This window comes from Brucella sp. TWI432, from assembly GCF_039674445.1.
In the GTDB taxonomy this organism is placed as follows: domain Bacteria; phylum Pseudomonadota; class Alphaproteobacteria; order Rhizobiales; family Rhizobiaceae; genus Brucella; species Brucella chromiisoli.
In genome coordinates this window covers 1-813 of sequence record NZ_JBDJNL010000063.1, presented here as the reverse complement: position 1 = coordinate 813, position 813 = coordinate 1, and the positions used below count along the sequence as shown (strand labels likewise).

The window sequence follows — 813 nt, the reverse complement described above, 5'->3', positions numbered from 1 at the left end:
GGCTCTGTTGCAAAAATTCAATCTGAACGGAGCACGGCCTATCTCTGGACGTAGTTATGCAGCGAGTGCCTCGAACTGTTGTTTGATTGAGCGTTCATTTGCGGCTGAAAAGACGCCTTGTTGTTTACGCATCATGTGAATGAGTTCTATACCGGCGAGCGTTATGCCCGCTGCGGTTTGTGACTTGAAACCAAGCATGGAGCGTGTGCGTCGTTTGATGCGACGGTGATCTTGCTCAATCATGTTGTTCATATATTTGCTGGAGCGAATGGCAATCGGTTTGCCAGTCTGACTGAGCCGGTTCTCTGTATCACATTGCAAAATAGCTATTCTGTTGGTCTCGCTTCCATCAATGGTAATGCGCACTGGCCTGCCATGGCGGGCCAGTGCCTTGCGCAGAAAGCGTTTAGCAGCAGTCAGATCACGATGTTCGCTGAAATAGAACTCAACCGTATCGCCATTGCTATCAATCGCACGATACAGATACAGCCACTCACCTTTGACCTTGATATACGTTTCATCAAGGTTCCATTTGCGTGTGACCTGACGCTTCTTCCGATTAAAACGTTCAAGCAGTTTTGGGCTAAAGCAGATGACCCAACGATGGACGGTTGAATGGTCCAGATCGATGCCACGTTCCGCCATCATTTCCTTCAGATTGCGCAGGCTAAGATTATAAGCCAGATACCACCGAACACACAGAAGGATAACGGATTTATCAAAATGGCGGCCTTTAAACATCTAAAATACTCGGCTGATTAAAAGCCAGGATACTATCAGCTCATCCATTGACGAAAAGTTTGCAACAAAACC

Annotated in this window: 1 protein-coding gene; it reads right to left on the bottom strand. The window is 47.1% G+C overall.

Annotated elements, in window-relative coordinates; translation table 11 throughout:
• Positions 1 to 54 precede the first annotated feature (54 nt).
• Positions 55 to 741 carry an IS6 family transposase gene (locus tag ABE527_RS21610; protein WP_499698259.1) on the bottom strand — a complete coding sequence of 229 codons (687 nt, stop codon included), beginning with the start codon at positions 739 to 741 and terminating at the stop codon, positions 55 to 57.
• Between the last annotated feature and the right edge of the window lie 72 nt (positions 742 to 813).